This window comes from Ekhidna sp. (genome assembly GCF_965221965.1).
GTDB lineage: Bacteria > Bacteroidota > Bacteroidia > Cytophagales > Cyclobacteriaceae > Ekhidna.
Genome location: NZ_OZ244926.1, coordinates 2,696,651 through 2,721,917 on the forward strand (window position 1 = coordinate 2,696,651; position 25,267 = coordinate 2,721,917).

26 protein-coding genes are annotated in these 25,267 nt (G+C 41.6%); 23 read left to right on the plus strand and 3 right to left on the minus strand.

Going from position 1 to position 25,267, the window contains the following annotated elements:
* Positions 1-20 precede the first annotated feature (20 nt).
* Entirely contained in the window at positions 21-938 is a 918-nt protein-coding gene (miaA, locus tag ACOQON_RS12685; protein ID WP_420575790.1) for a tRNA (adenosine(37)-N6)-dimethylallyltransferase MiaA, read from the minus strand.
* Positions 939-1,063: 125 nt separating this feature from the next.
* Between miaA and ACOQON_RS12690 the strand changes: the two genes are divergently transcribed.
* The 18 genes from ACOQON_RS12690 (at position 1,064) to ACOQON_RS12775 (ending at position 17,712) form a co-directional block, all read left to right on the plus strand.
* Positions 1,064-4,321 (plus strand): PAS domain S-box protein, encoded by a 3,258-nt coding sequence (locus ACOQON_RS12690; RefSeq protein WP_420575791.1) that lies wholly within the window; start codon positions 1,064-1,066, stop codon positions 4,319-4,321.
* Complete coding sequence (locus ACOQON_RS12695) at positions 4,314-4,688, plus strand: response regulator (protein ID WP_420575792.1); 375 nt, start codon at positions 4,314-4,316, stop codon at positions 4,686-4,688. Before ACOQON_RS12690 ends, ACOQON_RS12695 begins: the two co-directional genes overlap by 8 nt.
* Positions 4,678-4,953, plus strand: coding sequence for a hypothetical protein (locus tag ACOQON_RS12700; protein WP_420575793.1), 276 nt, complete (start codon positions 4,678-4,680; stop codon positions 4,951-4,953). The genes ACOQON_RS12695 and ACOQON_RS12700 overlap by 11 nt, the downstream gene beginning before the upstream one ends.
* A complete protein-coding gene (locus ACOQON_RS12705; RefSeq protein ID WP_420575794.1) occupies positions 4,950-5,711 on the plus strand; it encodes an MBL fold metallo-hydrolase in 762 nt (253 codons plus the stop codon). Before ACOQON_RS12700 ends, ACOQON_RS12705 begins: the two co-directional genes overlap by 4 nt.
* Positions 5,712-5,762: 51 nt before the next feature.
* Positions 5,763-6,125 (plus strand): four helix bundle protein, encoded by a 363-nt coding sequence (locus tag ACOQON_RS12710; RefSeq protein ID WP_420575795.1) that lies wholly within the window; start codon positions 5,763-5,765, stop codon positions 6,123-6,125.
* Between the two features lie 45 nt (positions 6,126-6,170).
* Positions 6,171-7,706 carry an NFACT RNA binding domain-containing protein gene (locus tag ACOQON_RS12715; protein WP_420575796.1) on the plus strand — a complete coding sequence of 512 codons (1,536 nt, stop codon included), beginning with the start codon at positions 6,171-6,173 and terminating at the stop codon, positions 7,704-7,706.
* A 129-nt stretch (positions 7,707-7,835) separates the two neighbouring features.
* Positions 7,836-8,270 (plus strand): hypothetical protein, encoded by a 435-nt coding sequence (locus ACOQON_RS12720; protein ID WP_420575797.1) that lies wholly within the window; start codon positions 7,836-7,838, stop codon positions 8,268-8,270.
* 9 nt (positions 8,271-8,279) lie between these two features.
* Positions 8,280-8,906: a hypothetical protein gene (locus ACOQON_RS12725; protein WP_420575798.1), complete on the plus strand. Its 627-nt coding sequence runs from the start codon at positions 8,280-8,282 to the stop codon at positions 8,904-8,906.
* Between the two features lie 307 nt (positions 8,907-9,213).
* Positions 9,214-9,402, plus strand: a complete 189-nt coding sequence (locus ACOQON_RS12730; protein WP_420575799.1) for a hypothetical protein — start codon at positions 9,214-9,216, stop codon at positions 9,400-9,402.
* A 37-nt stretch (positions 9,403-9,439) separates the two neighbouring features.
* Positions 9,440-9,874, plus strand: a complete 435-nt coding sequence (locus tag ACOQON_RS12735; protein ID WP_420575800.1) for a hypothetical protein — start codon at positions 9,440-9,442, stop codon at positions 9,872-9,874.
* Between the two features lie 424 nt (positions 9,875-10,298).
* Positions 10,299-11,255, plus strand: coding sequence for an AraC family transcriptional regulator (locus ACOQON_RS12740; protein ID WP_420575801.1), 957 nt, complete (start codon positions 10,299-10,301; stop codon positions 11,253-11,255).
* A gap of 66 nt (positions 11,256-11,321) precedes the next feature.
* Positions 11,322-11,663: a hypothetical protein gene (locus ACOQON_RS12745; protein ID WP_420575802.1), complete on the plus strand. Its 342-nt coding sequence runs from the start codon at positions 11,322-11,324 to the stop codon at positions 11,661-11,663.
* A gap of 11 nt (positions 11,664-11,674) precedes the next feature.
* Positions 11,675-12,121 (plus strand): YHS domain-containing (seleno)protein, encoded by a 447-nt coding sequence (locus ACOQON_RS12750; protein WP_420575803.1) that lies wholly within the window; start codon positions 11,675-11,677, stop codon positions 12,119-12,121.
* 217 nt (positions 12,122-12,338) lie between these two features.
* Positions 12,339-12,668: a PadR family transcriptional regulator gene (locus tag ACOQON_RS12755; RefSeq protein WP_420575804.1), complete on the plus strand. Its 330-nt coding sequence runs from the start codon at positions 12,339-12,341 to the stop codon at positions 12,666-12,668.
* Positions 12,655-15,228: an FtsX-like permease family protein gene (locus ACOQON_RS12760; protein ID WP_420575805.1), complete on the plus strand. Its 2,574-nt coding sequence runs from the start codon at positions 12,655-12,657 to the stop codon at positions 15,226-15,228. The genes ACOQON_RS12755 and ACOQON_RS12760 overlap by 14 nt, the downstream gene beginning before the upstream one ends.
* A gap of 49 nt (positions 15,229-15,277) precedes the next feature.
* Positions 15,278-15,517 (plus strand): CBU_0592 family membrane protein, encoded by a 240-nt coding sequence (locus tag ACOQON_RS12765; RefSeq protein WP_350219394.1) that lies wholly within the window; start codon positions 15,278-15,280, stop codon positions 15,515-15,517.
* Complete coding sequence (locus tag ACOQON_RS12770) at positions 15,517-15,708, plus strand: YwbE family protein (protein WP_420578692.1); 192 nt, start codon at positions 15,517-15,519, stop codon at positions 15,706-15,708. The genes ACOQON_RS12765 and ACOQON_RS12770 overlap by 1 nt, the downstream gene beginning before the upstream one ends.
* Positions 15,709-15,780: 72 nt before the next feature.
* Complete coding sequence (locus tag ACOQON_RS12775) at positions 15,781-17,712, plus strand: cation:proton antiporter (protein ID WP_420575806.1); 1,932 nt, start codon at positions 15,781-15,783, stop codon at positions 17,710-17,712.
* Between the two features lie 18 nt (positions 17,713-17,730).
* On the opposite strand, the gene ACOQON_RS12780 is transcribed toward ACOQON_RS12775, so the two are convergent.
* Together ACOQON_RS12780 and tilS are read right to left on the minus strand one after the other, a co-directional pair.
* Positions 17,731-18,948 (minus strand): ABC transporter permease, encoded by a 1,218-nt coding sequence (locus tag ACOQON_RS12780; protein WP_420575807.1) that lies wholly within the window; start codon positions 18,946-18,948, stop codon positions 17,731-17,733.
* A 35-nt stretch (positions 18,949-18,983) separates the two neighbouring features.
* Complete coding sequence (gene tilS, locus ACOQON_RS12785; protein WP_420575808.1) at positions 18,984-20,237, minus strand: tRNA lysidine(34) synthetase TilS; 1,254 nt, start codon at positions 20,235-20,237, stop codon at positions 18,984-18,986.
* A gap of 78 nt (positions 20,238-20,315) precedes the next feature.
* On the opposite strand from tilS, the gene ACOQON_RS12790 reads away from it, so the two are divergent.
* From ACOQON_RS12790 to ACOQON_RS12810, 5 genes are read left to right on the plus strand one after another with little or no spacing between them, the layout of a single operon-like run.
* Complete coding sequence (locus tag ACOQON_RS12790) at positions 20,316-21,950, plus strand: OstA-like protein (RefSeq protein ID WP_420575809.1); 1,635 nt, start codon at positions 20,316-20,318, stop codon at positions 21,948-21,950.
* A gap of 60 nt (positions 21,951-22,010) precedes the next feature.
* Positions 22,011-22,826, plus strand: coding sequence for an outer membrane protein assembly factor BamD (locus tag ACOQON_RS12795; RefSeq protein ID WP_420575810.1), 816 nt, complete (start codon positions 22,011-22,013; stop codon positions 22,824-22,826).
* Between the two features lie 10 nt (positions 22,827-22,836).
* Positions 22,837-23,169, plus strand: a complete 333-nt coding sequence (locus ACOQON_RS12800) for a DNA-directed RNA polymerase subunit omega (protein ID WP_420575811.1) — start codon at positions 22,837-22,839, stop codon at positions 23,167-23,169.
* Positions 23,170-23,179: 10 nt separating this feature from the next.
* Positions 23,180-24,370 (plus strand): bifunctional phosphopantothenoylcysteine decarboxylase/phosphopantothenate--cysteine ligase CoaBC, encoded by a 1,191-nt coding sequence (coaBC, locus tag ACOQON_RS12805; RefSeq protein WP_420575812.1) that lies wholly within the window; start codon positions 23,180-23,182, stop codon positions 24,368-24,370.
* A complete protein-coding gene (locus tag ACOQON_RS12810; protein ID WP_420575813.1) occupies positions 24,367-25,254 on the plus strand; it encodes a DUF4835 family protein in 888 nt (295 codons plus the stop codon). Before coaBC ends, ACOQON_RS12810 begins: the two co-directional genes overlap by 4 nt.
* Positions 25,255-25,267 lie beyond the last annotated feature (13 nt).

A 25,267-nucleotide genomic window follows, 5' to 3' on the forward strand; every position in this document is an offset into this window, starting at 1 on the left:
ATCAACATAAATCTTCCTTCTCAGGAAAGTGCTTTTTGGATGAGTGCTTTAATCTCCGCCAGTTGATCGGGCTTAAACCAATGAATATCCTCATATTTTCGAAACCACGTGAGTTGGCGTTTGGCATATCTTCGGCTGTTTCTTTTTAAGAGTCTGACTGCTTCCTCTTTATCATACTCACCATCCATATACCCAAAAATCTCCGAGTAACCCACTGTCTGCAAGGCGTTATGATCTTTATGAGAATACAATTGTTCAGCTTCCTCAAATAGGCCTTGTTCGATCATTACATCCATTCTACAATTAATGCGATCAAACAAGACTTCACGATCCATATTCAACCCAATCTTCAAATGATCATAGGGCATCTCAACTTTTTTCTTCATCCGATATGAGCTGAAAGGCTTTCCAGTGCTCCGAATCACCTCTAATGCGCGAATTACCCGCTGACCATTTTGTCTATCGACCTGGTCGTAATAAACGGGATCTGCTTGCTTCAATTCATCTAAAAGGAAATCAAGTCCCTTTTCCTCATATTCAGCATTCAGCTTTTCCCGAATAGAAGAATCAATTTCAGGCATCTCGTCAAATCCATCCCATATGGCTTTCAAATACAACCCTGATCCTCCAACCGCCACTACCGCCTCGTGATTTTGATGCAACTCCGAAATTTTTCTTAATGCATCTCTACCATACTCCCCTGCACTGTATAATTCTGAGATGGAATGTGAATCGATAAAATGATGCGGGACCATTTCAAGTTCTTCGGCAGTTGGTTTAGCCGTGCCGATGGTCATCTCTTTATAAAACTGTCGGGAATCAGCAGACACAATTTCGGTATCAAGCCATCCGGCAATTTGAATGGCCAAATCCGTCTTACCAGCCGCAGTGGGCCCAACGATAGATATTAATAGGGGTTTGCTCGAAATAGCCATCATTTGTAAGGGCTAAAATGCCTAATTTTAATGCTTATGACATCATTTGTGCATAAAGAAATTCAGGACTGCAATTTAAGAGTCATTAAAGTTTTACGTTTATTAGTTAAAAGGGCTTAGCCCTCGATATGGCAGAGGTGGAAAACGATATTGATAAGTTAAAGAAGAAAATTGCCAACCTGGAGGCCCAGCTAGACAATACACAGCGGGACTATTATACACTCGTTGAAAAGACCAATCAAAACCTCAAAGATCTTTTTGACAACTCCAATGACCTCATTATTATTTTCAAAAGAACCGGTGAAATCCGCTTTGCAAATGAGGCGGTAAAAAAGAAGCTCGGCTATACAGAGGAAGAAATAACCGAGATGAAGTTTTTGGAAGCTGTCCACCATGAATATCAAAGAGGCACCCTTCAGAATATTTTAAAAATCACCGCCGGTAGTCGTTTCGAGCGTTTCGAAACAGTGCTAACATCGAGATCCGGGAAGAACATCTACGTAACCGGAAAAATGACTTCCGTTTTTGAGAATGATGAGCCGGTGGAATATCGGTGTGTGTTTTACGACATTACCGAACGAATCAGAGCTGAAAGTGCACAAAGCCTCTATTACCAGATCGCCAACATCACGATCACTGAAAACGACCTGGAGCAGCTATATAAAAACATCTATCACCAGCTGAATCAGATGTTGAAAGTGCACAACTTCCATATTTCACTCAAAGATGGAAACAGCTATCGCCAGGTATTTTGCATCAATGAAAAAGCTGATTCAGATTTCACCTACGATGTTGATCATACGCTTATGGATTACACGGTCCAGCGAGACCGCTCTCTTATCATCTACAAGGATGGTATTGAGAAAATAAGCCAACAAACCGGAACCGAGTTTAAAGACCCGATTCCAAAAATCTGGCTGGGAGTCATCATCCGAACAGCCTCAGAAATGGGTGTAATGTCCATTTATAGCTATAAAGACCAAAGTGCCTTCAACAACAAAGACCTGGAATTGCTTGACTACATCGGGGGGCAGATCAGTCTTGCAATGGAGCGGCAACACAAAGAAGAAAAGATTGAAAACCAGGCCGCTACTCTTGGAGCTATTTTCGATAGTAGTACCCACGAAATATGGTCGGTGGATCAGAATTTCCGTTTCACGTCTTTCAACCAGAATTACGAAATAGCATTCAAAAAGTACTACGGAATCACACCAAAGGTTGGAACAAGTATCACAGATGCATCGAATCAATTCTTGACTGAGGATGTCAAGGATTTCTGGGTATCCAAATATGAGCAGGCCTTTACCGGGAAGTTTGTCAATTTTCAAACAAATAACCTCGACAAGTCCGGTAAAATGGTTTGGCGTGAAGTATTCGTGAACCCCATTTTTCTTCCAAACGGACGCATTGAGGAGCTTTCCATCATCGCCAATGACATTACCGAAAAGAAAGAATCTGAAGGTGCACTGATCGCCAGTGAAGAAAAATTCCGTACCATTTTCGAATCTTTCCAGGATATCTATTTCCGATGCGATACCGAAGGGATAGTTACCATGATTAGTCCTTCTGTTCAAGAGGTACTGGGCTATGAACCCGGAAAAGTCATCAATACAGATGTGCTGAATTATGCAGACCGCACCACACAGGTTATCGAGATCGGACGGAGAATCTCAAAAGAGAAGCGAATACGAAACGTAGAGGGTACTTTAAAAACAGCTGATGGAAAAAAGCTGCAGTTCTTATTCAACATTCGTCTCATCAATAAAGACGATGGCTCAGTGGAAATTGAAGGGGTCGCAAGGGATATTTCTCAGTTGAAAAAAACCAACGAGGAATTAATCAGAGCCAAAGAAATGGCGGAACGATCCTTGAAAATCAAAGAGCGATTTCTTGCGAACATGAGCCATGAAATCCGTACCCCAATGAACGGCATCATCGGGATGATTGACCTGCTGGCCAGCACAACCCTGGACGATGAGCAATCGGAGTATGTAAAAACGATCAATAAGTCTTCGCAAACCTTGCTGAATATCCTCAACGATATACTCGATCTTTCCAAGATTGAGGCAGGAAAAATGGACTTGCGCCAGCATCCGGTGCATTTAGTGAAAACGATAGAGAAAGTATACGACCTGTTTTCGCAGCAAGCATCCTCGAAAGACAACAACTTATATTACCACATTGACGATCGAATCCCTGAGTGGATCCTTGGAGATGAGACCCGGTTGATCCAGGTCCTTTCCAATCTTACTTCGAATGCGATCAAGTTCAGTGAAAACAAAGGCAATATCAACATGAGTATTCGCCTGCAAAAAAAGCGGGGCAAGCAGTTTGTTTTCAAGGTATCGATCAAAGATTCCGGAATTGGTATTTCGGAGGTGGATCAAAAAAGCCTGTTCCAGAGTTTTCACCAGTTGGATAATAGTAGTTCCAAAAACTTTGGCGGAACAGGTCTTGGTCTGGCCATATCACGTGAGCTGGTAAAATCAATGAAAGGTGATATTGGAGTCGTTTCCACCCCGGGACTAGGCAGTACCTTCTGGTTTACTTTTATGGCGGAGGAAATCTCACCTGATCAGGTGAAAGCCAGTCAGCCGGATAAGCCATTCATCAAAGAATTTACCGGCAAGCAGCCGAAAATATTGCTGGTTGATGATAACGATGTAAACCGGAAGGTAGCCAGTAGCATCATGACAAAATCAGGCTGTCAGGTTTTGGAGGCATATGATGGATTCCATGCCATAGAGCAAGTGAAGAAGGAAGCTTTTGACCTTATTTTTATGGATATCCAGATGCCAAAAATGGATGGTCTAAAGGCTACAAAGGAAGTGCGGAAGCTAGCAAACGGATCCAATACACCGATCATAGCTATGACCGCCTACTCCATGGAAGAGGACCGGGAGCGATTCTTAAAAGCCGGACTGGATGACTACCTTGCTAAACCCATAAAGGCTGAAATGATCATTGATAAGATCAAAAAATGGGTAGACTTCAAACCAATAGAGGTTTCGATTGACTCCATTGCGGATCACGCAGAAGATCTGGCCATCAACCAAAATACACTGAATCAGCTTGCAAAGTTTGGTGGGCAGGAATTGATAGAAGCCACGTTGATGGAGTTTGAAGAAGAAGCCGAAGATCTGGTGAAAAACACAGAATTATTCCTGAATGAAAAGGATTATGAAAAAATGAAGGGGGAATTGCACACGCTAAAAGGCAATGCAGGCACCTTAGGAATAGAAAAATTATCTAAACAAGCTGCTTTTATTGAAAAAAGGTTAAAAGAAAATAAATTTGAAGGACTGGAAGGGGAAGTACAAAAGCTGAAAACGCTGTTTCAGGAATTCAAAGAGAGTAGCCAAAATTTATTAGTCACCAATGAGTAAGAAAATAATAGTCGCCGAGGATAGCAGTGTTATCCAAAACCTAACCAAAAAAATCCTGTCCCAACTTAATTACGAAATCGAGTCGGTAAAAAATGGGCAGCAAGTCATAGACCTCCTTGAAAAAGATGATTATGGAATGGTATTATTAGACATTCACATGCCTGTTATGGACGGAATGGAGTGCGCACGACAGATCAGAAGTATGTCGGGCAGCAACAAGGACATTCCGATTGTCGCAATAACAGGAAATGCGAATAACTATACCATGGAGGATTTCGAAGAGGTCGGCATCAATGCTTTTATCCCAAAACCCCTCAATTATGATTCCGTGGTGGAGATGGTGAAAAAGTATACGGATGACAATTAAATACACCAATCATTTTTTAAACAAGCTGGAGGACATCATGTCTGAAACAGACTACATCCTGCGTTACGAAAAAGGGAACTTCCAGTCTGGCTACTGCATTCTAAATGAGAGCAAAGTTGCTGTGATAAATAAATTTTTCGCCTTGGAGGGAAAAGTGAATAGCCTCATTGAGATCATCAGGTCCATCAAGGTAGACTCCAGCAAACTGAGCGAGAACAACCGAAAACTTTATTCTGAAATCACAAATAATCAACTTCAGTTGTGAAAATCATCTTTCTGGGTACTGGTACCTCTCAGGGCATTCCGGTCATCGGCTGTAAATGCGAGGTGTGCACCTCAGTAGATTACAGGGACAAGCGCTTGCGCTCCTCTATTTATGTGGAATATGAGGGCCTGAAAATCGTAGTAGATACAGGGCCTGATTTCAGACAACAGATGCTACGGGAGCGAATAGATGAATTAGACGCCATACTCTTCACACATGCACACAAGGATCACGTTGCGGGTATGGATGACATCAGAAGCTATAATTTCCTCCAGAAAAAAGACATGCCCATCTATGCGACAGAGTTTGTGATTGGGCGGCTGAAGAAAGAGTTTGAGTACATTTTCGCCGTTGATGACTACCCTGGGATTCCAAAAGTGGATGTACACCCTATCGAGAACAAACCATTTAAAGTGGATGGAAAGGAGATCATTCCCATTGAGGTGATGCACTACAAACTCCCTGTTTTAGGGTTTCGATTTGGAGATTTCACCTATATCACGGATGCTAATCACATTTCAGAGAAGGAAAAAGAGAAAATCAAAGGGTCTAAGGTGATCGTGCTGAACGCGCTTCAGAAGAAAAGTCATATTAGCCATTTCAATCTCGAGGAAGCGCTAGAACTGATGGAAGAGTTAAAACCTGAGAAAGGCTACTTGACACACATCGGACACTTTATGGGCACACACAAAGAGGTATCCGAAGAACTACCGGATAATGTGGAGATTGCCTGGGACGGACTTCAACTGGTGATCTAGTGAACTAGTTGCTCGTGAGTTAGTTGCTTGTGATCTGGTTAAATTTCCGCTATGAAAAGTTATCGGGATTTAGATATTTATGAAGAAGCTTATCAGTTAGCGATCCAAATTCATGATGTGAGTCTTAAGCTTCCTTCTTATGAGCTTTATGAACAAGGAAGTCAGATTAGAAGAGCAAGTAAGAGCATTAAGGATAACATTGTGGAAGGGTATGGCAGAAGGAGGTACAAAAATGACTTTATAAAGTTTCTGGTTTATGCTCAAGCGTCTTGTGATGAAACCACTTCTCAATTAGATATGATTAGTGATATTCATTATAAGGAAAAGCCTCTCACTGAACTAAAATCAGCCTACGATCAACTGGGTAGAAAGATCAACAAGTTCATTCAGTACGTAGAATCAAGCTGGAAATAACAACCAGAAACCAGTCAACCAGCATCCAGTCAACCAGCAACCAATATGTTCCACAACTACTTCTTCCTGAAACGCCTTGCTCCAGAGCTGGAGGAAAAGCTGAAAGGCTTAAAACTCTTAGAGTGCTTTTCACAAAACAAAGACGAACTGATCTTGGGTTTCGGAGATCCGGATCGATCATTTTATATCAGGGCTAATTTAGACCCCAATGTTTCGCTCCTTGCCTTTCCCGATGAGTTTGCACGAGCTGGAAAAAACAGCGTAGATCTTTTTTCTAAGCTACTCGATAAAGCAGTGACCGGTGTTTCGGTTTTTGCTTTTGAGCGCTCCTTTCAGATTGAACTGGGAGATGAAGCTCTGATCTTTAAAATGCATGCGCGAAGAGCGAATATCCTGCATGCCCGAAACAATGAGATTATCAATATTTTCCGGAAAAACATCAGTCAGGATGTTGAAATCATTCCGGGCGAGCTCAATCAAGCTATTAACATCTCTGAACCTGCGCTGGCTCAGCACAATTATGATCCAACCTCTTTGATCCCTGCTTTGGGAAAAGAAACCAAGGTCTATCTGGAGAAATCAGGATTTTATGAAAAGCAGGATGCAGAAAAATGGAACCTATTGAAAGAGCTCCTAAACCAGCTCGATAAAAATCCGATCTACCTTCATGAAACGCCATCCATTAGCCTGTTGGATCCCTCCACAGAGCAGACAGAGTCAGCTATTGAGGCAGCCAATTGGCTGTACAACAAGACCGTCAGGGGGTTCTATTTCGAAAAGGAAAAGAATCAGGCGATCAATAAGCTGAAACAGAAAATCAAGAAATCTGAAAACTACATTTCGAAAACCAGAAGCAAACTCCAGCAGGTAGAAAATGCCAGAAGCCCCGAGGAGATCGCCAATATTTTAATGGCAAACCTGAATAGCCTGCAAACAGGATTATCCAAGGCAGTGCTCCATGATTTTTACAAAGATGAGCCCATTGAAATCAAGCTAAACCGGGAGCTAAGCCCACAAAAGAATGCGGAGAACCTGTACCGCAAGGCAAAGAACCGACATCAAGAGATAGACGCTCTCAAAGAAAACATTGAAGCGAAAGAGAAACTCATTGATAAGCTAAGCAGACAAATCCTGCACATTCAGGAAATAGCCGACACAAAAGAGCTCCGAAAATACCTGAAAGATCACGGGCTTGCTCAGAAAGAAAAAGTGAAGGAAGAAAACCTTCCCTACCATGCGTTTGAGTTTGACGGCTGGCAAATATTGCTTGGAAAGCATGCGAAAGCCAATGATGAACTGACGCTGAAAGTGGCCAACAAAGACGACCTGTGGCTGCATGCCAAAGATGTGGCCGGATCACATGTGGTCGTGAGGCAAAAGCCCGGACAAAATTTCCCGACCCATGTCATCGAAAAAGCAGCTGCCCTGGCAGCCGCCAATTCCAAACGAAAAACGGACACTCTCTGTCCGGTTATTTACACCCAGAAAAAGTTTGTGCGAAAAATGAAAGGCGCACCCGCCGGTCAGGTGATCGTAGAGAAGGAAGAGGTGGTGATGGTGGAGCCGAAAGGAATGAATTGATTTCATTAGAGTTATTCTTAAAACCGTTAACTTTCCATCTAAACGTCATAAACCATTCAAAAATACCGTTTTGCACGGGTTTGTGCGCGTTACATAAATGTTAGCTTTCATTCAAAATCGCTCATAGTCATGTCTTATCAAATTCCATATTTTAAGTACGAGTTTAACAATTCTACAATTGACGAAAAGCTGTTTCAATACTTGAAATCAAATACGACCGAACAGATATTGTCAGATTTTGAAAAATTCAAAGAACGAACTAGATCTGAGTTTAATAAAGAATGGAAAACTCAAAAAATCGTTTATGAAATATCATTAGCTGTTTTTCTTATTTCCTTACTCGGTCTGTTTTTAACTTGGGAATCTGGATCAGAAATTACTGGATTTTTTGCATTTATGATTCTACCAGCATTTTTTGGGCTGTTTTATGCTTATTCATATGGACTTAGTGCCGGCGAACTAAGAAAAGCATTCAATCGAAGAAGGAAAAATTTATTGAAGGCGCACAAAGCAGCTCAAAAGTCAGAGAATTTCTCTCAATTTTTAAATGCTATAAGAATTTAACCTGCTGTTGTGAAATTTTCTGAGGCACTCATTTCAATCTATGAATCAGAAGTTTTAGATCAATTCAATAATGCACATCGCTTGGGTATGGCTTTGACTGAACTTGCATTTGAGAATATGCAAAGAGATATCAATTATGAGTATTCTGAAATCTCCAAAATGCATACTGATCTTATAAACCAAACATTTCTACATCCGATTATAATATCCGCTTATGCAGGCTTTGAGTCTCTACTCCAACATTTGTGTAAATGGATCGAAACTAATTTTGATTTCCGCGAGTCGATCGAACCATTTCACAGGTATAACTTGAAGGAAATTGGTAGATTTTTAAGAGGAAATGATGATCAAGTGAAGTGGAGTTATAATCTCTTTGATCAAGACCTTGAACGTGATTGGAACACGCTTACGACTTACCATCAACTCAGAAATTTAATTGCCCATTTCAACGGAAATTATCAACTGATCCCAACTAACAAAAAGACTCAATATCAGCAAATATTAAAGATCGAACACCTGAGTCAAGGGCCAAATGGAACGATAATATTAGAAGGCAAACTACCTAAGATCTACATTGATTTCCTGAACTCATTTATCAACAAGCTAATCGAACGAATCAAGCAATACGAAAGCTAACAGGCGATATTGCGCATGGCTTTACTTAGCCGTCTGCAAAGTGTCTGCCCAACATCCCGCTTACCTGCCTGCCGTCAAAGGAAGGTCTGCCGCCAAAAAACTTAAGTGCTTTCTACCCCTACTCTTTCGGATTTACAATCCGAAAGCCTTGGTAAAGAGTTTACAACTCGCTTCCTTTCAATTTTGTTGTTACAAACGACCAACCATTCTTTCCAGATTTGAAATCTGGAAAGGCTATGGTATAGGAAGATGTCACCCTAAATATTCCAACTAAACCGTTTTCCTGTCAAATCCGTATCTTTGATGGATGAGCAGAGAAGAAGTAAAAACCGCAATTAATGAACTTTTAGACAATACACCTGAACAAGTACTTCAGGAAGTTTTTGACTATCTAAAATCAGTACAAGGGAAATCTAAAAAGTCTGTATCTCTCTCAAAAAACCTTCGAACTATCTTAACAGAAGATAAAGAATTGCTGGAAAGACTGGCTCAATGATTTGTACAAGTTACATTATTATGCAGTTTCTCATAAAATGAATAGACAATTAGACGAAGCTAGTTTAAAGCAATTAATGGATACGGCTGAAGAAGGAAGTAAGGCGAATACTTCCTTCCTTGCCAAAATTACAACTTTTTCGGTCGCTCTAACTGGACTTCTTATTGGACTCAAGCCGAGCAGTATCGGCGTTTATGAAGCTAAGGTTGCTTTCATAATTAGTGTTGGAACCTTATCATTTTGTAGCCTTTTTTCTTTAATCGCTCAACGGTACGAAGTATATGTATTGCGTAAGAAGGCTTCCATTCTATCGACTCAACTAATAGAATTTCTAAATGATTCCTCCAAGGCTTTACACATTGAACCCATACCAAAACCCGTATTTTATAGATTTTGCGAAACGGCAACTTACGTTTGTTTAGTAACAGCCATGTTAACGTTGACCATTTACGTTTATCTTGTGGAATTTTAGCATCAAATGCCAATCAAGCTTTTATAACCCACTGCTCTTTCGGATTTGCAATCCGAAAGCCTTGATAAAGAGTTTACAACTCGCTTCCTTTCAATTTTGTCGTTACAAACGACCAACCATTCTTTCCAGATTTCAAATCTGGAAAAGCTTCACACTTTAACTCTAAAAATCCATACTTTGAGTTTCCCAGAGCATACTTCAGCCTGAAAAATCCATACTTTAAGTCTGCGAGTGCGTACTTTGAGTTTGCGAGAGCATACTTACACTTTGCCAGAGCGTATTTTGTGTCAACCTATTTCAGGACGTGACCCTTTAGACTAATGATTAATGAACCCCCAACCATTTGACGCATAGTAGACAAACACATTAAAAGGGATGATGAATAATAGACTCCACTGCCTGCAAATCGTACCTTTAACTTGCGATGGAAAAAACCCGGCAGCCATTCATCTATCTGATTCCCGCTGATAGTTCCATAAAACTCAATTTTCAAACCTATCATTTCAGTGAACCTTCTGCCATCTTTATTCCCAAAGGACAATATGTAAGCATTAAGCCTGCCCACAGTCTGGCAGTGGAAGATCGCTCCACCAGCCATTATCGCTTTCTCTTTTCCCAGGTACTCTCCGTAGGTCATGTGCATGCCGATGAAAAACTTCCCTTAAAGAACCAAAATGAGACACTGAAGTCTGCTCAGGATCGGTGGTTACAAATGAATCCATTTAATGCAACTTATGATGAGCTATCCACCTTGTTTGACCTGAATGAATGGCTGGAACGGAATGTAGCTGCTAAAATGGAATCGCCCGACTCTTTTTTATCCTATCAGGATGTCCAGCGCATTTCAAAAGAAAAACTTCATCTGACCTTCTTTCAATGGAAGAATCACAAACTGATCAATAAGGCCAGACAGTTGCTCTTTGAAACCAAAGGATCGGTGAAGGAAGCATCCTACCTACTCGGATTTAAAGACCCGGCCTATTTCTCCCGATTTTTCAAAAATCAAACTTCATTATCTCCCGGTCAATTTGTGGATGGATTAGAGATTGTATCTAGAAATCAGGCACTTTCTGAAGCGTTCCGACAGGCACTTGAGCAAAACATCACCTATTCTCACCGGGTTTCCTTTTATGCAGATCTACTCAATCAAACGCCGAAAACACTCAGTAGAAACATCCAACTATCGACAGGACTCACACCAAAAGAACATATCACCAAACATTTGATCACCTTAGCAAAGGAGATGCTGGATCAGGGCGAGCCAGTGACCTCCGTTGCATTCGGGTTAGGCTTTGAGGAGATCAGCCATTTTTCTGCTTTTTTCAAACTCCATACAGGCTCCAGTCCCTCCTCCCTTTCCACAGAAAGTACCATAGGTTAGGAATTTTTCATAAACAGCGAGGGTCACTTGCTGCATTGATTTGCATTGTATTCAAACATTAAAACAATGCAAAAACTAGTATCAGAAATGGACAACATGGTGCTGCGAGGTGAGATCCCCCAGGCAGTTGCCAAATTTTTCAGTAACTCAGCTCACACAAAAGATGTTGATGGCTCAGAAACAGCCACAAAGGAAGAAGCCATTCAAAAGCTTACGGGATTTGTAGGAGCCATTGCTAAAGTCAATGAAATATCGCTACTCAATAGTTCGGTAGGTCAGGATGTAAGCATGTCAGAGTTCCGCTTTCATTTTCAAATGGAGGATGGAAGTGAAATTAACTGGCATGAAGTGATCCGTCGCAAATGGAAAGACGGACAGGTCATAGATGAAACATATTTTCAAAACTAAAAAACAATAACATGTCGAAAATTCTAACTACAGCACTCCTGGTTCTGGGAACCTTTGGTGCATATGCTCAGGCATACAATACAGATGACAGTAAAATCGCTCTAAATGGCTACAGTCCGGTTTCGTACCTGGATTTACAGCTCGCTCAGCGAGGTTCAAAGGAATATGTCTCTGAATACGATGGAGTGAAGTACTTCTTTACATCTGCAGAGCAGAAAAAAACCTTCGATGCAAACCCTAAGAAGTACCTCCCTCAATATGGCGGATGGTGTGCTACGGGAATTGCTATCGGTGCAAAATTCAGAACAGACCCGAATAAGTTCTTGGTGAAGGGTGACAAATACTATGTGTACCTGAACAGCATCGAGGTGGATGCCTTGCAGGTATGGAATGAAAAAGGCCATGATGCGATGGTAAAGAGTGCCAACGAAAACTGGAAGACACTGAAATCGAAATGAGTTTGATCAACAAAGTTGAAAAAAGAAATACTTTAAATCCCCTCCCTGGAGGGGTAAGGGGTGGGTTTAATGGATTATTTCTTTTTCAATTTCATGATAAATAAGCTCTAATTATGGTTGATGTTAAGGGGCAGAAGTGATTCTGTCCCTTTTTTATTTATTACTTAAACATTTATTAATGATATTCGTATTCATAACTTAAACAATTATTAATCTAATGGAATCGATTGGATCACTGGAAGAAATTGCATTGATGATTCTGCTCAAAAATGAGCGAATCAACAGTGTGGATATTGCCAAGGAGTATGAAGATGCACTGAGCAAGAACATTTCCATTCCTGCTATTCATGTCGTGCTTAAACGCATGGAAAAGAAAGGCTGGGTCAGCTCTGAATTTGGTGAACCTACCGCCGAGCGCGGAGGCCGAAGAAAGCGAATCTATTGGGCTACACCTAAAGGATACCAACTCGTTAGCGAGTTGAATGAAGTAAAATCCAAGCTGTGGAGTGGCGTAACTAAACCATCACTACAGTATGTCAGGGCCTAATCCACCAAAGTGGGCCGACTGGCTGGTTGAAAAATGCTGTGCCGATCACCTGGTAGAAGAAGTCCAGGGGGATCTGCATGAGGCATTTTGCTGGCGCGTGCAAGAAAAAGGACTAACAAAAGCACGCTGGCATTTTATCCTGGAAACCATGCGATCCATTCGGCCGGCCAATCTCAAACCAACGCATTACTTAAACAACTACATCATGAGGTTCAAAAACTACATCAAAACAGGATGGCGCTTTATGAAAAAACATAAGCTCTACTCCTCACTCAACATTCTTGGACTGGCACTCGGCATCTCCTTCTGCTGGCTGGCTTATCTCTATGCTCAGGATGAGATGAGCTTTGATCAGCACTTACCGGACCATGAACGGATTTACCGTATCGTTGCAGACTTCCGGAGAGGTGATGATGTCCATCATATTGGCGGCAGCTCCAATGCCATGTCCGTTCAGTTTGAAGAAAAAATACCGGAGATCGAGAGTATTGCCCGGTTTAAATCTGATTACGGACTCATCCAGAAAGGTGAAGAAACGATCGGGCAGTCATTCATCATGGCTGACCGTGCCATGGTCGATTACCTGAATCTCGATTTTTTAGAAGGTTCTGCATCTTCATTTGACCAACCCAACGATATCATCATTTCTGAAACGCTGGCAGGAAAACTCAACATCAGGGGAAAAGCGGTCGGCGAAATCATTTCATTGATTCGAGGAGAAGAATTTGAGGATTTTATCATTCGTGGCGTGTATGAAGACATTCCGGAAAACACTTCTGTGAGAAGGGATATGATCATGTCCTATGCCAATTACATCGCTAATGCACCGGAGCGAAGATTGACCACCTGGTTTGATATCAATATGAACTCTCTGGTAAAGCTGACGAATTCTTTAACCAAGACAGCTGCTGAGATAAAAATGAATGAAATCCATCAGGAAAATGAGCCTGATGAAGAAGGTGCATCGGTCCTGCTGAAACTGCAGCCAATATCTGAAATTCACCTAAACGAAGAGTATGGCCATTATAATGGCGTCTCCAGAGGTGGAAACACTGAGCTCATTCGACTTTTTGCCGGGATAGGCATTTTTTGCCTCATCATCTCCATGATCAACTATTCCAATTTCAATATTTCCCTGTACATCAATCGTGCACGAGAAGTGGCCCTGAGAAAAGTCATCGGAGCTGAAAAGAGCGGTATTTTCAGTCAGCTCATCACTGAATCATTTATTTCTGCCGTGCTGGCCGGGGTATTGGCACTTGCGGTAATGTTGCTCGTCCTCCCCTACTTCTCGGACTTTGTTCAAAAAGATTACAACCTGGAATACGTTCTGGATTGGGATTTTATAGCCGGGGCAATGAGTATACTCATCACGGCAGCATTCATCAGCGGTGTGTATCCTGCATTCGTGCTTTCACGATTTCATATCATCAGGAGCCTGAAAGGCGAGCAAAAAATCAAATCGGGTAAGTGGATCACTCAAACCTTGTTAAGTATCCAATTCGTGATTGCTACGGTTCTGGTAGCAGGTATGCTCACCATGAACAAGCAGATCAAATACCTGTCATCCTTCGATACCAAAATCGACTATGAAAATGTGATCTACATGGATTACATCCAGGCTGACGAGGGGAAAATTGCTTCCTTCGTTACAGATCTATCGCAAATGCCGGAGGTGGGGAGTGTCGCAGCTATCTCCAGCTACAATGGCACCCGGATGATGGGCGAAAACCAATTTGATGTACGTCACCTTCGCGTCCACAAGGACCTGATAAGCTTGCTGGACATTAAGGTTTTGAAAGGAAGAAATTTCGATCCGGAAATAGGCTCTGATGAGTCTGCTATTTTGGTGAATGAGGCTTTTCTTTCGAAAATGAATTTGGAGAATCCTATTGGAGAGATTGTCCCATTTGAGTATGGAGACCTGATCAATCCAAAAATCATTGGTGTAGTGGAAGATTACCACTATGAATCCGCAAAAAGTGCGGTGGATCCACTGGTGATCTATGTAGCGCCAGCTTATCCGTTACAATCCGTATACCTCAAGTTGAGCGAGGGTACCGTCTTCGATCAGGAAAAATTCAGTTCCGTTTGGGCCAAACATTTTGATCCATTCCCTTTTGAATTCAGCTTCCTCGAGGATGTTTACCAACAAGGATACAGACAAGAAGAGCGGATGATGCAACTGGTGGCGATTGGATGCTTCGTGTCTATATTCCTTGCCGCGATGGGCTTGTTGGGCATTGTGGGCTTACAGCTTAACCAGCGTTTGAAAGAAATCAGCATCAGGAAAGTATTGGGAGCAACCCCGGGAAATCTTTATCGGGTTTTCACCAGTAGATTTATTGTTATTATCCTGATTGGTCTGGTCCTGGGTATTGGGGTTGGACGCGTGCTCATCAACCGATGGCTTGAAGATTATCCTTATCACGTAAATTTCGATGGAACCATCATTAGCTTTACTGCAATAATTACTTTGGCTATCGCACTTATCACCATTATTTCACAGGTTTTCAAGGTGACGAAAACAAACCCTGCGCAATACTTAAAAGATGAGTGACCATATTTTGTAAAAAGCATCCTACTTTCGCTATTCAACATTTCGAAGTATGAACACACTCGAACTAATTGGATGGCTGGGAGCAGGATGCTTATTGTTGGGGTTTGCCTTGAATCTTTTTCAAAAGATTACCGCTGAATCGACAAGCTATCTGCTGCTAAACCTCATCGGCTCCATTCTGCTACTCTACAATGCGTATATGAATGCAGCTTTCCCATTCGTGGCAGTCAATTTCGTTTGGGTGGTATTCTCTGCTTTCAAACTCATTCAAATGCGAATAAAAGCATGATGGAAGGGACACAAAGAAGCAATATCAAGATTGGAGCTGAAGTAGCGGTGGTTCAAAAGCACCATCAACGAAGTGGTGAACTAACCCATGGAGTGGTCAGGAAAATTCTAACAAAATCACCCCATCATCCGCACGGTATAAAGGTGATGTTGGAAGACGGAATTGTAGGTCGCGTGAAAGAAATTCTCTGATCTTATTTTAAGTCATCCTCAAATCAAAAATTGTCATCACTGATCCTGCATAATTTGATTATTATTGTCAGAATGAGTGAATTGCCAAGCAATTATGTCAACGTATTCATCCTAATACTTGGGTTTCTGATTGTCTCGATTTCAGCCAATCAAATAGCTAAAGTATTCCAGATCATCAAGTTACCTCTGATCACCGGGGTGATATTTGCCGGAATCTTAGTTGGTCCATTCGTAGTTGGCTTAATTCCACTTTCAGCTGCACAAGACCTTCGTTTTATAAATGAAATCTCATTGGCTTATATCGCTTTTGCTGCTGGTGCGGAATTATACCTGGTTGAGTTGCGCAGTAAGCTCAGGGCTATTAAAATTCATTCCATCGTCCAGAGTTTTGCAGGTTTGATCCTGGGAACCTTTCTGGTTTTTGCTCTCATCGACCTGATGCCATTTGCAGCAGGCTTGGGCTTGGAAGCACAAATAGTGATTTCCATGCTCATTTCAGTACTTTTTATCGCTCCATCCCCTGCATCCGTAATCGCAGTGATCTCGGAGCTTAGAGCCAAAGGGCCGTTCACCAAAATGATGCTGGGAATCACCATGGCCAAAGATTTCTTTGTGGTCGTCCTTTTTGCCATCGTCCTGTCCATTTCAAAATCATTGCTGGGAACCGATAGTATCCAGATTCTGGATTTCATCATACTGGCACTGGAAATAATCGCCTCTTTCGGTTTGGCCTATATTGTTGGCAAACTCCTACATGCTATCATGAAATGGGGTCAGCGAAAATACCTGAAAACCATACTTATTTTGGTGCTAGGCCTCCTCAACTACACCTTTTCCAACTTCTTCAGGGAATACTCCTCTATTCAGTTTGGACATGAAGTCTATTTCGAGCCTCTTTTGATCTGCCTCATCGCTAGTTTCTATATCGCCAACTATACCAAGTATCGTGCGGAGTTCTTAAAAATCCTTCATGATATCAGCTTATATGTTTATGTAGCTTTCTTCACTTTGACGGGAGCTTCGATGAACCTGTCGCTTTTATCAGAGGTGTGGGTCCTGGCTTTATTATTATTTCTTGTTCGGTTGGTCACTGTCATTTTGGGCTCATTTTCAGGAAGTGTCATAAACGGAGACAAAGCAAAATATTATCAAGTAGGCTGGATGCCCTATGTTGCACAGGCGGGGGTAGCACTCGGTCTGGTGACAGTTGTCGCTAATCAATTCCCGACCTGGGGTGCAGATTTCGCCACCTTGTGTATCTCCGTTATTATCATCAACCAGATCATTGGACCTCCCCTGATTGCCAAGGCAATTACGATAATGGGAGAGAATAAGAAAAGAGCAAATATTCCCGCCTTTGATGGAATAAAAGAAGCATTGATTTTTGGCTACAACAATCAATCTCTTGCACTTGCCAACCAATTGGTAAGTAAAGGATGGGTTGTGGAAATAGCCACCAGGAACCCCAGCTACAATTCGCCTGATGAAAAAATCAAGGTCCTACATTACGATAAGATTTCACCGGAATATTTTAAAAAAATCGAAGCATCAAAATATGATGCTATAGTGAGTATGATGTCCGATGAAGAGAGCCTTGAAATCTGTCGATTGGTTTATGAAGAAGTGGGTACAAGGGATATTATCGTCCAACTAAACAACCCGACTAACCTGGAAGAATTCAAAACTTACGATGCACGAATTGTAGACCCATCTTCGGCTATGATAAGTCTCCTTGATCACTTTGTGAGATCTCCTCAAGCTACATCGCTTATCCTAGGACTGGAAAAAGGTAAAGATTCGAGAGATATTGTCCTTCGAAATACAGACCTCCATGGCATTACCTTAAGAGAGTTAAGATTGCCATCGGATGTCATCATATTATCAGTAATGAGATCTTCCAATGTCATTATTACCCATGGATACACCCGCTTGCGATTAGGCGATACATTAACATTCGTTGGTTCTGACTCAAGTCTCGACGAGGTACAACAAAAATTTAGCTGAGTGTGACCTTTATGCTTATTACTCCCTTCGAATAGCCTCTACCGGATCAAGCTTAGAAGCTTTCATTGCCGGGTATGTACCAAACACAATTCCAACCAGAATAGAAACGGTAGAAATAATTAAAAGGGTATCCACAGTGTAAGCCGCCTGAAAGGGCATTTTTGTGAAATGTTTAATGATTGGAACAGCGGCCAGTGTAAATAAAACGCCCAGGATCACACCAAGAAAACTCCCAATGAAGCTGACACTCAAAGACTCTGACAGGAACTGAATAATTATATCTCTTCGCTTGGCTCCCACAGCTTTTCTAACACCTATCTCTGATGTGCGCTCCGTCACAGAAATCAACAATACATTCATTACGCCTATCCCTCCTACCAAAACTGATATTCCTACAATAAGTCCCATTACAATACGAAACACTAAAAACCCTTGGTTTGCCTGCTCCACCCTAAATTCATTCGTGATCACCCGGAGGTTTTCTGCTCTAGAACCGAACTCCGTTTTTAGGTGGGCTAAAATTTCTTCTTTAAGGGTAGCCACCTCTTCCACTGTAGGAGCTAATATCATCACAGAGGGTGGCGTGTTTTTCAATTTCTCTTCGGTAATCAATGTAATTGGCGCAAAAATTTCCAGTCTTTCGGATGGGACATCCACCACACCCTTGATCCGAAAGGTATCCTGTTTAAACACCAGCTCTTTTCCAAGCCAGTCTTCCATATCTCTCCCTTCATCCAACGCAACAGCAAGTTCCTTTGAAATCAGAATATTCGGACTTTTGTTTTCCAGATCTTCTTTTGAGATAAACACACCGGATAATTGGGTCACACGTTCGTGTTGAGTACTGCCAATCGCTGAGAGCAATATTCCTCTGTCAGTGGAGTCATTTACCTGGATAAAACCAGACTCCTCGTACTTGATATAGCCCTCGCATTCACCCGGCAACTCATCCATTAATTGTGAGAACTTTGAATAATTGAAGTATGGATAGTCCTCAATGCTCACAATCACATTATCAACCCGCTTAGTGGTGTTGGTCGAGACTGATATGCTCTCCAGGGAAGTCGTTCTAGAAATTTGTTGATGGGCATATTGTTCCATTCCATCAATCAGGGACAAGATTGAAACCAGCGCACCAACACCTATCACAATACCTAAAATTGATAGTAGTGTGTGGAGTAAGTTTTTACGCGTATCATGAAACGCAGTTTTGAAAGCATGGACGATTTTCAACATGTCTTATGGATGCGTATGATAAGTAAAATGTTACGCTATGAACTCGATTTTGAAATTTTGATCGCACCTTTGGTAGCTTCATTAATTTTAAATGAGTCAGATACTCGGTATCCCACTACCCATGCGATCTGATTATTGGATTCCAACACAAGCACGGTTTTCTTTTTAGGTACTGGCACTTTTTCATCTATCAAAAAATCACTTAGCTTTTTTTCACCTGACATCCCCAATGGGTTGAATCGATCCCCCTCCTTCCATGGCCTAACCTTAAGTGGAAAAACCAATTTCTCCGCATCCAAAAAGACAGTGCGTTCATCCCGGTACTCCACGTCCTTTTTTGAGACCTCTTTTACTTCAAATTCATTTCCATCTAAGTAGTACAGTCCCGGCTCTTCAATAATTAATTCCCCTGAGGTGGTAGTGCCATTCCTGTCAATATAGAGTGACTCACGATCCATGGTGATTAGCCACTCACCTTCCTGAAAACTTTTGCCCGACTTTCCTCTTGCAGCAAATACCTCTTTCGCAGTGACGTAATTCATCCCAAATTCTGCCAGGATCTCCGCAAGGATCAGTTCATCCGTAGCACTCGAAACCCAGTGTAATTGGAGCTTCCACCCACCTTGGTCTTCCGAGAGGTATTGACTCTTGACTGCATGTACTTTCTGAGATACAATCTCAGAAGCAAACCTCAATCGTTCAGATGTATTAAAAAACGTCTTGATTAAAGATGGATTTAGCTTTTCTAATTCAGGGATTACTTCATGTCGAATATGGTTGCGATCATAGTCTACACCTTCATTACTGGAGTCCTCTCTCCAGTCCACCCCCTCATCCATAGCATAGGTATGCAACGCCTCTTTTGTTGCAAAAAGGAGTGGACGTATGAGCTTATCCGTTTTTATTGAAATACCGGAAACACCTTTAATACCGGTACCTCGGGTTAAGTTTATCAAAACGGTCTCCAATGAATCATTCAGGTGGTGAGCAGTGCTGACCTTATCCAAATCGTGCTCTAACAGCAGTTCACTAAACCAGTGATAGCGCGCATTCCTGGCTTCCAGCTGAATGGACCCGTCTCCTAAATCAAAAGATTTTACGTAGCAGTTAACATTATTCTTATCTGCCCATTTCAGCACAAATGCCTCATCGCCATCTGATTCATCTCCTCTCAAACCAAAATTGCAATGTGCCAATGCAATTGGATAGCCTCCTTTCAAAAAGAGGTCCGCCATAACCATAGAATCAAGCCCTCCACTAACCGCCAACAAGATTTTTTGGTCTTTCACTACCAAATGATTGGTGTGAATGAAATCATGGAACTGTTTTTGTAAAGAATGCACAACTCGATCAGTTAATTTTGCCACATGCGGAAGTTACTCCATACCATTTTAGTCTTCTCACTTTTACTCCTCTGCTGGAACACACAAGCCCAGAAGAAAGATCGCATCAAATACAAAGCTGAAGATTTATTTGAATTTCGTAAAAATGGTGAAAAAATCAGACGCTTGATTGGAAATGTGGTCTTTGCACAGGAAACCACTACCATGTATTGTGACAGCTCCTATTATTATGTGGATGACAATGTAATGGAGGCTTTTGGTCGGGTGAAAATCATTGACGATTCTGTCACCATCACTTCTCAGAAACTCATTTATAATGGTCAGGATCGTACGGCTAAGCTGCGTCAAAATGTGGTTTATACCAAAGCAGATCAAAGATTGACCACTGACTTCCTCGATTATAATATGGAAACAGAGGAAGGGCAGTACTTCAATGGTGGTAAGCTCAAAGATTCAGTTAATGTGCTGACTAGCAAAACCGGCTATTATTACGGGCGGCAGAAGTACGCCCTATTCTACTCTAACGTGGTATTGGTTGCCCCGGATTACACCCTGAAATCAGATACTTTACGCTACAATATACGTCCCAAAATTGCCATTACTGAAGGAAAAACCACCATCATCACCGAAGATGAATCCATTTTGCATGCAAAAGGAGGCACTTTCCGTACGCAGTTTGATCAGTCTGAGTTTATCGATGGCACGGTAGAAACGACCGACTACTACATGGAAGGTGATGAGCTTTTTTTTGACGATCTCAAAAAATTCTATGATGCTAGTGGAAACGTGAAGCTTACGTCTAAAGAAGATGATGTTGTGATCACAGGCGATGACGGTTTCGCGGATAAGGCAAACGGGATCAGCAAAGTCTACGGCAATGCACTCATGCGTCGTTTTCTAAAAGAAGATACACTCTATATGGCTGCAGATACGCTGGTATCCATCGAAAGCGAATACGATTCTGCAAAACGGATTCTTGCCTACCATAATGTGAGAATTTGGAAGCGTAACCTTCAGGGCCTTGCTGATTCAGCTTCCTATTTCCTTCAGGACTCTTTGCTCTATTTTTATGAAGATCCCATTTTCTGGAATCTAAAAAATCAATTGGAAGGTGACACTATTGTCATGGAAGTCACTGAAAAAGAAATCAAAAACATGACATTGCTTCAGAAAGCATTCTTGGCTACTGAAGATACCCTGATGAACTACAATCAGATCAAGGGCAGAACCATGAAGGCTCATTTTAAACGTTCCAAAATTGATCACATCAATGTGAATGGAAACGGAGAGAGCATTTATTATGTATTAGATGAAGACGACCCAAATAATATTATCACGCTTGGCATGAACCGCATACTATGTAGTGACATGACCATCCGTTTTGTAGATGAAGAACTGGACAATATCTCCTTTTATATAAAGCCTGATGCAAGATTTATTCCTCCTCACGAGTTGACTCCTGAAGTGCAAAAATTAGACGGCTTTGAGTGGAGAGGTAATGAACGTCCTTCGCTGAAAGACCTGATTACAACACCACTTCTTAAGCCAGAAAAAAAAGAAAAACCCACCCAACAACCTCCTTCAAAAAGGATTGATCTCGAAGGAAAGATGGAAAACAGAAAACAAACGTTAAAAAGCCTTAAGAAGGACGGTGAATGATTGCAGCACTGTTTCCGTTTAAAGCATAAGTCCTTAGTTTTGCCGACCTATTAAAAAAATATGAGGGAAATTCGAATTCTTATCTTGTTGGTTGTTGCTGTGGGGATGCTCGGCAGTTGTAAGTTCCGAAAAATACAAAAAAGCGGAGACTGGAAAGTGAAGTATGAAGCTGCACTGGCATACTACGAAGAAGAAGATTATCACCGTACGATCATTCTTTTGGAAGATATTCTTCCAATTATCAGAGGAACAGAAGAAGCCGAGCTCGGAAACTTCTATCTGGCTTACAGTTATTACTATCAAAAACAATACATCCTTAGTGCCCATCATTTTCAGGAGTTTGTGAAAATCTATGGACGATCTGAATACGTGATGGAAGCAGAATATATGCACGCATATTCATTATACCTTCAGTCACCAGATTATCAGTTGGATCAAACGGTGACATACGAAGCAGTGGCAGCTATGCAAAATTTCATCAATAAGTACCCAGCATCAGACTATGCGCCTGAGGCGGATAGAATCATTGATGATATGCAGGTGAAATTGGAAAAGAAGGCTTATGAGCAATGTAGGCTTTACTATAAATTACGAGAACTACGTGGCTACAAAGCCCCATTGGTCGTTTTTGACAATTTTGCCGATGATTTCCCTGATTCCAAATACAATGAGGAAGTCTCTTATTTGCGAATAGAAACTGCATACGATTATGCAGAGGCAAGTATCCCTTCCAAGCAAAAGGAACGATACCAGGCCGCAATCGATCACTACCTGGAGTTCATAGATAAATATCCAAATAGCGAATATTTGAAAGATGCTGAAAAGATTTATGGGAAAAGCATCGAAGAAATTACTAAATTTGCGGATTCAAAATAAATAGAGCGAAATGCATCAGATCAATTCTTCACTTATTACCAGAGACAATCAGGACATTCTTGAGCCAACAGGCAATCTGTATGAGTCTTTGGTGATCATTGCTAAGCGAGCAAGACAAATCAGCGCAAATCAAAAAGAAGAGCTTAATGCAAAGCTTGCTGAGTTTGCATCTTCAGTAGACAATTTGGAAGAAATCTTCGAAAACAGAGAGCAAATAGAAATCTCCAAGTTTTATGAGCGTATGCCCAAGCCTACTACAATGGCAATCGAAGAATTCCTAAACGGAGAATTAAATTTCAGATTACCTGAAGAAGAAGCCGATTCTGGTTCAGATTTAGCATAAATTAGTCGCCATGTTGGCGGGTAAGAAAATATTATTAGCGGTTTGTGGGTCCATTGCGGCTTATAAAACCGCTTTTTTTGTGCGTTTACTTAAGAAAGAAGGTGCTGAAGTCAAAGTGATTATGACAGAAAGTGCCAAAGACTTTATCACACCTCTAACGCTATCCACTCTCTCCAAAAACCCGGTCTACTCTGAATATTTTGATGGGAAAAGTGGCGAATGGCACAATCATGTGGAGCTCGGCATGTGGGCAGACCTGATGCTCATCGCCCCACTCAGTGCCAACACGCTGGGTAAGATGGCTAATGGTATTTGTGACAACCTGCTTCTTGCAACGTATCTCTCAGCAAAGTGTCCTGTGATCGTGGCTCCTGCCATGGATCTGGACATGTACCAACACCCCAGCACTCAGGAAAACCTAAAGAAATTACAGTCCTTCGGCAATGAAGTAATCGAGGCAAGAGACGGAGAGCTTGCCAGTGGCCTTTCCGGACAAGGAAGGATGGCCGAACCAGAAGAACTGCTGCAAATCGTAAAAAAAAAGCTAGCTAACTCCGAAGCGCTAAAGGGAAAAAAGGTATTGATCACCTCGGGTCCTACATTCGAATCTATTGACCCAGTCCGTTTCATTGGTAATCATTCTTCCGGTAAGATGGGTACAGCAATTGCCAATGCCTTTCGCAATGCTGGAGCTGAATTCACCATGATATCAGGCCCGGCAGATTTCTTTCCGAACCATGGAGAAGTTGTCAAAGTGCAATCTGCTAACGAAATGCTAAAAGAGGCAGAAAAACATCATTTAGATGCAGATATTGTTATTTTCTCAGCTGCAGTATCGGATTATCGACCAAAAGAACCTGCCAAGGAAAAGATTAAAAAAAACGATGATAATTTACACCTTGAGCTTATAAAGAACCCGGACATTGCTGCTACTCTGGGGAAAAAGAAAAAGAAGCAATTTCACATTGGTTTTGCGCTTGAAACAAATAATGAATCAGTCAACGCAAAGGAAAAACTGAAGAAAAAGAATTTTGACCTGATCGTTCTCAACTCACTCAATGATCAGGGTGCTGGTTTCCAGCAAGACACCAACAAAGTAACCTTTTTTGATAAAGACAATAACGAACAAAAATTTGAGTTGAAGAGTAAGGCTGATGTGGCGCAGGATATCGTTGAATATGTCATAAAGCATCTTAAATGAGATTTTTCGGAATACTACTTATCTTCTTCCTGTCAGCGTCATTTGCCCAGGAGCTCAATTGCCGGGTGATCGTGAATGCACAGCAGGTACAAACCACTGAAAGAGCCATATTCACAGAAATGGAAACGGAATTTGCCCAATTCCTAAATACCACCAAATGGACCAATGATGAATTTGAGGAAGAGGAGGTCATCAATTGCAATCTGGTAATCACCATCTCAGAAATGCCGAGCATCGGTGTATTTAAAGCCTCCGTTCAGGTTCTTTCCAGTCGTCCGGTTTATGGTACCGGCTATGAGTCCGTAATAATGAATTTCGCTGATCGGGATTGGAATTTTGAGTATGTACAATCACAACCACTGCGGTTCAATGAAAACACCTTTACCAGCAACATTACCTCCATGCTCGCATACTATGCATATATGATCATTGGTTTTGATTACGACACTTTTTCAGAGCTGGGAGGCACCCCTCACTTTCAAAATGCTTTCAAAATTGTCAACAACGCTCAACAGACTAACTACTCGGGGTGGCAACAATTCAACAGTGTTCGAAACAGGTACTGGTTAGTAGAAAATGTTCAAAACCCACAACTGGAACCGATAAGGCAGGCACTTTATACTTACCATCGTCAGGGGTTAGATATTATGCTGGAGGATCGTGAGCAGGCTGAAAAAAATATTTTGGATGCTTTATCAAAAGTTCAGCGAGCCAACCGTGCGCGCCCCAGATCCATTTTGACCATCGCTTTCATGGATAGTAAATCCGGAGAGTTAATTCAAATTTTCTCTGAATCCAGCCTGGCAACTCGCCGGCAAGCCTATAATCTGCTCAGCAATATCGACCCGGCAAGAACGGACGATTACAAGGCATTAATTGAGTAGTCTCTGACCTATC

Bases quoted from the DNA above. Each gene is read 5' to 3' on its own strand.
- miaA (WP_420575790.1), bottom strand. From the start codon at position 938: ATGATGGCTATTTCGAGCAAACCCCTATTAATATCTATCGTTGGGCCC.
- ACOQON_RS12690 (WP_420575791.1), top strand. From the start codon at position 1,064: ATGGCAGAGGTGGAAAACGATATTGATAAGTTAAAGAAGAAAATTGCC.
- ACOQON_RS12695 (WP_420575792.1), top strand. From the start codon at position 4,314: ATGAGTAAGAAAATAATAGTCGCCGAGGATAGCAGTGTTATCCAAAAC.
- ACOQON_RS12700 (WP_420575793.1), top strand. From the start codon at position 4,678: ATGACAATTAAATACACCAATCATTTTTTAAACAAGCTGGAGGACATC.
- ACOQON_RS12710 (WP_420575795.1), top strand. From the start codon at position 5,763: ATGAAAAGTTATCGGGATTTAGATATTTATGAAGAAGCTTATCAGTTA.
- ACOQON_RS12715 (WP_420575796.1), top strand. From the start codon at position 6,171: ATGTTCCACAACTACTTCTTCCTGAAACGCCTTGCTCCAGAGCTGGAG.
- ACOQON_RS12720 (WP_420575797.1), top strand. From the start codon at position 7,836: ATGTCTTATCAAATTCCATATTTTAAGTACGAGTTTAACAATTCTACA.
- ACOQON_RS12730 (WP_420575799.1), top strand. From the start codon at position 9,214: ATGAGCAGAGAAGAAGTAAAAACCGCAATTAATGAACTTTTAGACAAT.
- ACOQON_RS12735 (WP_420575800.1), top strand. From the start codon at position 9,440: ATGAATAGACAATTAGACGAAGCTAGTTTAAAGCAATTAATGGATACG.
- ACOQON_RS12740 (WP_420575801.1), top strand. From the start codon at position 10,299: ATGGAAAAAACCCGGCAGCCATTCATCTATCTGATTCCCGCTGATAGT.
- ACOQON_RS12745 (WP_420575802.1), top strand. From the start codon at position 11,322: ATGCAAAAACTAGTATCAGAAATGGACAACATGGTGCTGCGAGGTGAG.
- ACOQON_RS12750 (WP_420575803.1), top strand. From the start codon at position 11,675: ATGTCGAAAATTCTAACTACAGCACTCCTGGTTCTGGGAACCTTTGGT.
- ACOQON_RS12755 (WP_420575804.1), top strand. From the start codon at position 12,339: ATGGAATCGATTGGATCACTGGAAGAAATTGCATTGATGATTCTGCTC.
- ACOQON_RS12760 (WP_420575805.1), top strand. From the start codon at position 12,655: ATGTCAGGGCCTAATCCACCAAAGTGGGCCGACTGGCTGGTTGAAAAA.
- ACOQON_RS12765 (WP_350219394.1), top strand. From the start codon at position 15,278: ATGAACACACTCGAACTAATTGGATGGCTGGGAGCAGGATGCTTATTG.
- ACOQON_RS12770 (WP_420578692.1), top strand. From the start codon at position 15,517: ATGGAAGGGACACAAAGAAGCAATATCAAGATTGGAGCTGAAGTAGCG.
- ACOQON_RS12775 (WP_420575806.1), top strand. From the start codon at position 15,781: ATGAGTGAATTGCCAAGCAATTATGTCAACGTATTCATCCTAATACTT.
- ACOQON_RS12780 (WP_420575807.1), bottom strand. From the start codon at position 18,948: ATGTTGAAAATCGTCCATGCTTTCAAAACTGCGTTTCATGATACGCGT.
- ACOQON_RS12790 (WP_420575809.1), top strand. From the start codon at position 20,316: ATGCGGAAGTTACTCCATACCATTTTAGTCTTCTCACTTTTACTCCTC.
- ACOQON_RS12795 (WP_420575810.1), top strand. From the start codon at position 22,011: ATGAGGGAAATTCGAATTCTTATCTTGTTGGTTGTTGCTGTGGGGATG.
- ACOQON_RS12800 (WP_420575811.1), top strand. From the start codon at position 22,837: ATGCATCAGATCAATTCTTCACTTATTACCAGAGACAATCAGGACATT.
- coaBC (WP_420575812.1), top strand. From the start codon at position 23,180: ATGTTGGCGGGTAAGAAAATATTATTAGCGGTTTGTGGGTCCATTGCG.
- ACOQON_RS12810 (WP_420575813.1), top strand. From the start codon at position 24,367: ATGAGATTTTTCGGAATACTACTTATCTTCTTCCTGTCAGCGTCATTT.